Origin of the sequence: Ruegeria marisrubri (assembly GCF_001507595.1) — a bacterium.
Taxonomy (GTDB): Bacteria; Pseudomonadota; Alphaproteobacteria; order Rhodobacterales; family Rhodobacteraceae; genus Ruegeria; species Ruegeria marisrubri.
On record NZ_LQBQ01000035.1, the window covers coordinates 273307 to 282315 of the forward strand.

At 62.8% G+C, this 9009-nt stretch carries 6 protein-coding genes; all 6 read left to right on the top strand.

Going from position 1 to position 9009, the window contains the following annotated elements; translation table 11 throughout:
* Positions 1 to 28 precede the first annotated feature (28 nt).
* Positions 29 to 4270: a DNA-directed RNA polymerase subunit beta' gene (gene rpoC / locus AVO45_RS15525; RefSeq protein WP_068348671.1), complete on the top strand. Its 4242-nt coding sequence runs from the start codon at positions 29 to 31 to the stop codon at positions 4268 to 4270.
* Between the two features lie 312 nt (positions 4271 to 4582).
* Entirely contained in the window at positions 4583 to 5467 is an 885-nt protein-coding gene (locus AVO45_RS15530; protein WP_068348746.1) for a DMT family transporter, read from the top strand.
* Positions 5468 to 5829: 362 nt separating this feature from the next.
* The gene (gene rpsL / locus AVO45_RS15535; RefSeq protein ID WP_005980675.1) at positions 5830 to 6201 is read left to right on the top strand and encodes a 30S ribosomal protein S12; all 372 of its coding nucleotides are present in this window, start codon (positions 5830 to 5832) and stop codon (positions 6199 to 6201) included.
* 15 nt (positions 6202 to 6216) lie between these two features.
* The gene (gene rpsG / locus AVO45_RS15540) at positions 6217 to 6687 is read left to right on the top strand and encodes a 30S ribosomal protein S7 (protein WP_068348674.1); all 471 of its coding nucleotides are present in this window, start codon (positions 6217 to 6219) and stop codon (positions 6685 to 6687) included.
* 18 nt (positions 6688 to 6705) lie between these two features.
* Entirely contained in the window at positions 6706 to 8823 is a 2118-nt protein-coding gene (gene fusA / locus AVO45_RS15545; protein WP_068348677.1) for an elongation factor G, read from the top strand.
* 88 nt (positions 8824 to 8911) lie between these two features.
* The coding region (locus AVO45_RS15550) for a GTP-binding protein (protein WP_038034850.1) at positions 8912 to 9009 on the top strand (98 nt) is incomplete at its 3' end.

The following is a 9009-nucleotide window of genomic DNA, read 5'->3' on the forward strand; positions in this document are numbered from 1 at the left end:
CCCCCTTCCGCAAGATTTGAGGTAACAAATGAACCAGGAAATCACCAACAACCCGTTCAACCCGCTGACCCCGCCCAAGGTCTTTGACGAAATCAAGGTCTCGCTGGCGTCGCCGGAACGGATCCTGTCTTGGTCCTATGGCGAGATCAAGAAGCCGGAAACCATCAACTACCGCACGTTCAAGCCCGAGCGTGACGGTCTGTTCTGCGCGCGTATCTTTGGCCCGATCAAGGATTACGAATGCCTGTGCGGCAAGTACAAGCGCATGAAGTATCGCGGCGTCGTCTGCGAGAAATGCGGTGTCGAAGTCACCCTGCAGAAGGTTCGCCGCGAGCGTATGGGCCATATCGAGCTGGCCGCGCCGGTTGCGCATATCTGGTTCCTGAAATCGCTGCCGTCCCGCATCGGCCTGATGCTGGACATGACCCTGCGTGATCTGGAGCGCGTTCTGTATTTCGAAAACTACGTCGTCATCGAGCCCGGTCTGACCGACCTGACCTATGGCCAGATGCTGACCGAAGAAGAATACATGGACGCCCAGGACGCCTATGGCATGGACGCGTTCAAGGCCAATATCGGCGCCGAGGCCATCCGCGAGATGCTGCAGAACATCGACCTCGAGGCCGAGGCCGAGCAGCTGCGCGCGGATCTGGCCGAAGCCACCGGCGAGCTGAAGCCCAAGAAGATCATCAAGCGCCTGAAGGTCGTCGAATCCTTCCTGGAATCGGGCAACCGCCCCGAGTGGATGGTGATGACCGTGATTCCGGTCATCCCGCCGGAACTGCGTCCGCTGGTGCCGCTGGATGGTGGCCGCTTCGCGACCTCGGATCTGAACGATCTGTATCGCCGCGTCATCAACCGGAACAACCGTCTCAAGCGCCTGATCGAACTGCGCGCGCCTGACATCATCGTCCGCAACGAAAAGCGGATGCTGCAGGAGTCGGTCGACGCCCTGTTCGACAACGGCCGCCGCGGCCGCGTGATCACCGGCGCCAACAAGCGTCCGCTGAAGTCGCTGTCGGACATGCTCAAGGGCAAGCAGGGTCGCTTCCGCCAGAACCTTCTGGGTAAGCGCGTCGACTTCTCGGGCCGTTCGGTCATCGTGACCGGCCCGGAACTCAAGCTGCACCAGTGCGGCCTGCCCAAGAAGATGGCGCTGGAACTGTTCAAGCCGTTCATCTACTCGCGGCTCGAGGCCAAGGGCCTTTCCAGCACCGTGAAGCAGGCGAAGAAGCTGGTCGAGAAAGAGCGTCCCGAGGTCTGGGACATCCTCGACGAGGTGATCCGCGAGCACCCGGTTCTGCTGAACCGCGCGCCGACGCTGCACCGTCTGGGCATCCAGGCGTTCGAGCCGGTTCTGATCGAGGGCAAGGCGATCCAGCTTCACCCGCTGGTCTGCTCGGCCTTCAACGCCGACTTCGACGGCGACCAGATGGCCGTGCACGTCCCGCTGAGCCTCGAGGCCCAGCTGGAAGCGCGCGTGCTGATGATGTCGACCAACAACGTGCTGTCGCCCGCCAACGGTTCGCCGATCATCGTGCCGTCGCAGGACATGATCCTGGGTCTCTACTATCTGACCCTCGAGCGGGACGGCATGCCGGGCGAAGGCAAGGTCTTTGGCTCGATCGAAGAGGTGCAGCACGCGCTCGACGCGGGCGAGGTGCATCTGCACTCGAAGATCACCGCCCGGATCACCCAGATCGACGAAGAGGGCAACGAGGTTCAGAAGCGCTATGAGACCACGCCGGGCCGCGTGCGCCTGGGGGCTCTGCTGCCCAGGAACAACAAGGCGCCGTTCGAGCTGGTCAACCGTCTGCTGCGCAAGAAAGAGGTGCAGCAGGTCATCGATACCGTCTACCGCTACTGCGGCCAGAAAGAGTCGGTGATCTTCTGTGACCAGATCATGGTCATGGGCTTCCGCGAGGCGTTCAAGGCCGGGATCTCGTTCGGCAAGGACGACATGGTGATCCCCGAGGACAAGTGGGCCATCGTGGACGACACCCGCGAGCAGGTGAAGGACTTTGAACAGCAGTACATGGACGGCCTGATCACCCAGGGCGAAAAGTACAACAAGGTCGTGGACGCCTGGTCGAAGTGTAACGACCGCGTCACCGAAGCCATGATGAAGACCATCTCGTCCGTCGACAAGGACGAGAACGGCGCCGACAAAGAGCCGAACTCGGTCTACATGATGGCGCATTCGGGCGCGCGGGGCTCGGTCACGCAGATGAAGCAGCTGGGCGGCATGCGCGGCCTGATGGCCAAGCCGAACGGCGACATCATCGAGACGCCGATCATCTCGAACTTCAAGGAAGGTCTGACCGTTCTTGAATACTTCAACTCGACCCACGGCGCCCGCAAGGGTCTGTCTGACACCGCTCTGAAGACGGCGAACTCGGGCTACCTGACCCGCCGTCTGGTGGACGTGGCGCAGGACTGCATCGTGCGCGAGCAGGATTGCGGCACCGACCGCGCCATCACCGCCGAGGCCGCCGTCAACGACGGCGAAGTGGTGGCCTCCCTGGCCGAGCGCATTCTGGGCCGTGTCGCGGCCGAGGACATCCTGCGCCCGGGTTCGGACGAGATCCTCGTGGCCGCTGGCCAGCTGATCGACGAGCGCATGGCCGATGCCATCGACGAAGCCGGTGTCCAGTCGGCCCGCATCCGCTCGCCGCTGACCTGCGAAAGCGAAGAGGGCGTCTGCGCCATGTGCTATGGCCGTGACCTCGCGCGTGGCACCATGGTCAACACCGGCGAAGCGGTCGGCATCATCGCCGCCCAGTCGATCGGTGAACCCGGCACCCAGCTGACGATGCGGACCTTCCACATCGGCGGCGTTGCCCAGGGTGGCCAGCAGTCGTTCCAGGAAGCCAACCAGGACGGTGTCGTCGCCTTTGAAAACCCGCAGATCCTGGTCAATGCCGCAGGCGAAAGCCTGGTCATGGGCCGGAACATGAAGCTGGTGATCAAGGACGAGCACGGCGAAGAACGCGCCAGCTTCAAGCTGGGCTACGGCTCCAAGCTGTTCGTCAAGGATGGCGACAAGGTCAAGCGCGGCGACAAGCTGTTCGAGTGGGACCCGTATACCCTGCCGATCATCGCCGAGAAGGCCGGTACCGCGAAATATGTCGATCTGGTTTCGGGCATCGCCGTCCGGGACGAGACCGACGATGCCACCGGCATGACCCAGAAGATCGTGATCGACTGGCGCGCGGCGCCGAAAGGCAGCGACCTGAAGCCGGAAATCATCCTGGTCGACGAGAATGGCGAGCCAGTCCGCAACGATGCGGGCAACCCGGTTCACTATCCGATGTCCGTGGACGCGATCCTGTCGGTCGAGGACGGCCAGAAGATCGAGGCCGGCGACGTCGTTGCGCGTATCCCGCGCGAAGGCGCCAAGACCAAGGACATCACCGGTGGTCTGCCGCGTGTGGCCGAACTGTTCGAGGCCCGTCGTCCCAAGGATCACGCGATCATCGCCGAAATCGATGGTTACGTGCGCTTTGGCCGCGACTACAAGAACAAGCGCCGCATCTCGATCGAACCGGCGGACGAATCGCTGGAGCCCGTCGAATACATGGTGCCCAAGGGCAAGCACATCCCGGTGCAGGAAGGCGACTTCGTGCAGAAGGGCGACTACATCATGGACGGCAACCCGGCTCCGCACGACATCCTGTCGATCCTGGGCGTCGAGGCTCTGGCCGACTACATGATCAACGAGGTGCAAGAGGTCTATCGCCTGCAGGGCGTGAAGATCAACGACAAGCACATCGAAGTCATCGTGCGCCAGATGCTGCAGAAGTGGGAGATCCTGGACTCGGGCGACACCACGCTGCTGAAGGGCGAGCATGTCGACAAGCAGGAGTTCGACGCGGCCAACGAAAAGACCATCGCGCGCGGTGGTCGTCCGGCCCAGGGCGAGCCGATCCTGCTGGGGATCACCAAGGCCTCGCTGCAGACCCGGTCGTTCATCTCGGCGGCGTCGTTCCAGGAAACCACCCGCGTCCTCACCGAGGCTTCGGTTCAGGGCAAGGTGGACAAGCTGGTCGGCCTCAAGGAGAACGTCATCGTCGGCCGCCTGATCCCGGCCGGTACCGGTGGCGCGACCCAGCGTGTCCGTCAGATCGCGCAGCAGCGTGACAACGTGGTGATCGAGGCCCGCCGGGAAGAGGCCGAGGCCGCCGCAGCCCTGGCTGCTCCGATCGTGGATGACGACATGATCGGCGACGAGTTCGAGACACTGGTCGAGACCCCCGAAAGCCGCGAGTAAGCTCCGGCATCAGACTATCGAAAAGGCCCCGCCATCGCGCGGGGCCTTTTTCTTGCACCGGGCGACGCGTCGCTGCTCAGGCGTTTGACCCGGACTGATGGGAAAGGCCATTTTCCGCGACCGGACGTTGCGACCGCCCTGGGGAAAACTGCCCGCAAATTCCGCACGAGATGGGTGCCGCGCGGCGTTTTGCGCTCGATGCAGGCTGCGCTTTTTACGCGGCTGCGAACGATCGGCGATTGCCAACCCGCAGGCCTGCGCTGCACTGTGCCCGGGCGGAATTCCGCGCGAAACCACCTGAACGAGGGATCCATGGCTCCGAACATGACCGGCGCTTTGCTGATGATGGGCAGCATGGCGGCTTTCACCGTGAACGACACGCTGGTCAAGGCAGTCGGCGCCGACCTGCCCCTGTTCCAGATCGTCACGCTGCGCGGGCTTCTGGCGACGGTGCTGATCTTCTTTCTCGCGCGGCATCTCGGGGCCCTGCATCTGAATTTCCCGCGCCGAGACAAGATCACGGTCCTGCTGCGCTGCGCCAGCGAGGTGGCCGCGACGTTCTTCTTCCTGACCGCCTTGATGCACATGCCGCTGGCCAATGTGACGGCGGTGCTGCAGGCCCTGCCGCTGACCGTGACCCTGGGGGCGGCCCTGTTCTTCAAGGAACCGGTGGGCTGGCGGCGTATGACGGCGATCGGGGTGGGCTTCGTCGGCATGCTGCTGATCGTGAGGCCCGGGCCGGAAGGGTTCAGTAGCCACGCGATCTACGCGCTGTTCGCGGTGGTCTGCGTCACCGCCCGCGATCTGCTGACGCGCCGGATGTCCCCCGAGGTTCCCTCGATGGTCGTGACGCTGGCGACCTCGATTGCGGTGACCATGACCGGCGCGCTGGCCTCGGCCACGACCGAATGGGCGCCGCTGACACTGGCTGCCGGCACGACTTTGGCGGCCGCCGCGGTGTTCGTGTTGATGGGCTATGTCTTCAGCGTGATGGTCATGCGGGTCGGCGAGGTGGGATTCGTGGCCCCGTTCCGCTATTCCAGCCTGATCTGGGCTCTGGTGTTGGGCTGGACCGTTTTCGGGGATTGGCCCGACCGCATCACGATGCTGGGCGCGGCGCTGGTCGTGGGGGCCGGGTTGTTCACCCTGTTCCGCGAGCGCGCGCTTCAAAGCTCGGAACAGGTGCACCGAACGTAGGCCTTGTCGCTGCGCACTTGCGGCCTCGGATGCCCAGTGATCCCGGAATTGCGGGGTGAAAAAGGCAGGCATTCCGGCGCGGACCGGCCTTGCGCCCGAGAGGCTGTTGACACTTGGGCCGACTCCCCCTATACGCGCGTCATCTCGGTACCGGGGGCCGCCCCAAAGCCGATTTCAGTAACGGACTGGTCAAGGCCCGGACAATTTTGTCGTTCGCGCCCTCTGATAACCAAACCGCGACGTTCACCTCGGAATGGGAACGCTCGCGGGTTTTGCGCTTGTGGACGCATTGGCGCAGCGAAGTTAACCGCACGCAATGCGCGTGCATGTCATGTGTGTTGCAAAACGGGGAAGAAACCGGAATGCCAACTATTCAACAGCTGATCCGCAAGCCGCGGCAGCCGAAAGTGAAACGCTCGAAGTCCATGCACCTGGAGCAGTGCCCGCAGAAGCGCGGCGTCTGCACCCGCGTGTACACCACCACGCCGAAGAAACCGAACTCGGCCATGCGTAAGGTCGCCAAGGTGCGCCTGACCAACGGTTACGAAGTCATCTCGTACATCCCGGGCGAAAGCCACAACCTGCAGGAACACTCGGTGGTCCTGATCCGTGGCGGCCGTGTGAAAGACCTTCCGGGTGTCCGCTACCACATCCTGCGTGGTGTTCTGGATACCCAGGGCGTCAAAGACCGTAAGCAGCGCCGCTCGAAATACGGCGCGAAGCGTCCCAAGTAAGAAGGAGAGGCCGAGATGTCCCGTCGTCACGCCGCCGAAAAACGCGAAGTTCTGCCCGACGCCAAGTATGGCGACCGCGTTCTGACCAAATTCATGAACAACCTGATGATCGACGGCAAGAAGTCGGTCGCTGAGCGGATCGTCTACAATGCACTGGACCGCGTTGAAAACAAGATCAAGCGCGCCCCCGTCGAAGTGTTCCACGAAGCCCTCGACAACGTGAAGCCCTCGGTCGAGGTCCGCTCGCGCCGTGTGGGTGGTGCCACCTACCAGGTGCCGGTCGAGGTCCGCCCCGAGCGCCGCGAAGCCCTGGCCATCCGCTGGCTGATCGGTGCCGCGCGCAACCGCAACGAAAACACCATGGAAGAACGCCTCGCCGGTGAATTGCTGGACGCCGTACAGTCCCGCGGTACCGCCGTTAAGAAGCGCGAAGACACCCACAAGATGGCCGAGGCGAACAAAGCCTTCAGCCATTACCGCTGGTAACCCTAGAGGCTTATCCAAATGGCACGCGAATATCCGCTCGAACTGTACCGTAACTTCGGTATCATGGCGCACATCGACGCAGGCAAGACCACCTGCTCGGAGCGCATCCTGTATTACACCGGCAAATCCCACAACATCGGTGAGGTGCACGATGGTGCAGCCACCATGGACTGGATGGAGCAGGAGCAGGAACGCGGCATCACCATCACCTCGGCTGCGACCACCACCTTCTGGGAACGCACCGAGGACGGTAAGACCGCCGATACTCCCAAGCACCGCCTGAACATCATCGACACCCCCGGCCACGTCGACTTCACCATCGAAGTCGAGCGTTCGCTGGCGGTTCTCGACGGTGCCGTCTGCGTTCTGGACGCAAACGCCGGTGTTGAACCCCAGACCGAAACCGTGTGGCGTCAGGCTGACCGCTACAAGGTTCCGCGCATGGTCTTCGTCAACAAGATGGACAAGATCGGCGCCGACTTCTTCAACTGCGTGCGTATGATCGAAGAGCGCACCGGCACCCGCGCGGTTCCGGTCGGTATCCCGATTGGCGCCGAGTCGGAACTGGAAGGCCTGATCGACCTGGTCACCATGGAAGAGTGGCTGTGGCAGGGCGAAGACCTGGGCGCAAGCTGGGTCAAGGCTCCGGTTCGCGACAGCCTCAAGGACATGGCCGAGGAATGGCGCGGCAAGATGATCGAGGCCGCCGTCGAGCAAGACGACGACGCCATGATGGAATACCTGGAAGGCAACGAGCCCGACATCCCGACCCTGCGCAAGCTGCTGCGCAAGGGCACCCTGGCGCTGGACTTCGTTCCGGTTCTGGGCGGCTCGGCGTTCAAGAACAAGGGTGTTCAGCCGCTGCTCAACGCCGTGATCGACTATCTGCCCAGCCCGCTGGACGTGCCGCCCTACATGGGCTTCAAGCCCGGCGACGAGACCGAAGAGCGCAACATCGCACGTCGTGCCGATGACAACGAGCCCTTCGCCGGCCTGGCATTCAAGATCATGAACGACCCCTTCGTCGGCTCGCTGACCTTCACCCGGATCTACTCGGGCGTGATGAACAAGGGCGACCAGATCCTGAACTCGACCAAGGGCAAGAAAGAGCGCATCGGTCGTATGATGATGATGCACTCGAACAACCGGGAAGAGATCGAAGAAGCGTTTGCAGGCGACATCATCGCGCTGGCGGGTCTGAAGGACACCACCACCGGTGACACCCTGTGCGACGCGAAGGATCCGGTGGTTCTGGAGACCATGACCTTCCCCGATCCGGTGATCGAGATCGCGGTCGAGCCCAAGACCAAGGGCGACCAGGAGAAGATGTCGCAGGGTCTGGCCCGTCTGGCCGCCGAAGACCCGTCCTTCCGCGTGGAAACCGACCTGGAATCCGGTCAGACCATCATGAAGGGCATGGGCGAACTCCACCTGGACATCCTGGTGGACCGCCTCAAGCGCGAGTTCAAGGTCGAGGCCAACATCGGTGCGCCGCAGGTGGCCTATCGCGAGACCATCTCGATGCCGGTCGAGCACACCTACACCCACAAGAAACAGTCGGGTGGTTCGGGTCAGTTCGCCGAGGTCAAGCTGGAAATCGCGCCGACCGAGCCGGGCGAAGGCTACTCGTTCGAAAGCCGCATCGTCGGTGGTGCCGTTCCGAAGGAATACATCCCCGGTGTCGAAAAAGGCATCCAGTCGGTCATGGACAGCGGCCCGCTGGCCGGCTTCCCGGTGATCGACTTCAAGGTTGCCCTGGTGGACGGCAAGTACCACGACGTGGACTCGAGCGTTCTGGCGTTCGAAATCGCGGCGCGGATGTGCATGCGCGAAGGTCTGAAAAAGGCCGGCGCCAAGCTGCTGGAACCGATCATGAAGGTCGAAGTGATCACGCCGGAAGAATACACCGGTGGCATCATCGGCGACCTGACCTCGCGTCGGGGCCAGGTGTCGGGCCAGGAGCCGCGCGGCAACGCGATCGCCATCCAGGCCTTCGTGCCGCTGGCGAACATGTTCGGCTACATCAACACCCTGCGTTCGATGTCGTCGGGCCGTGCCCAGTTCACCATGCAGTTCGACCACTACGATCCGGTTCCGCAGAACATCTCGGAAGAGATCCAGGCGAAATACGCATAACCCGGGTGGCGGGGAGAACCCCGCCCTACCCACCCAACCGTAGGGCGGGGATCTCCCCGCCGTCCGACAGAGAAAAAGGAGCTTTGCAATGGCAAAGGAAAAGTTTGAGCGTACGAAACCGCACGTCAACATCGGCACGATCGGCCACGTTGACCACGGCAAGACGACGCTGACCGCAGCAATCAC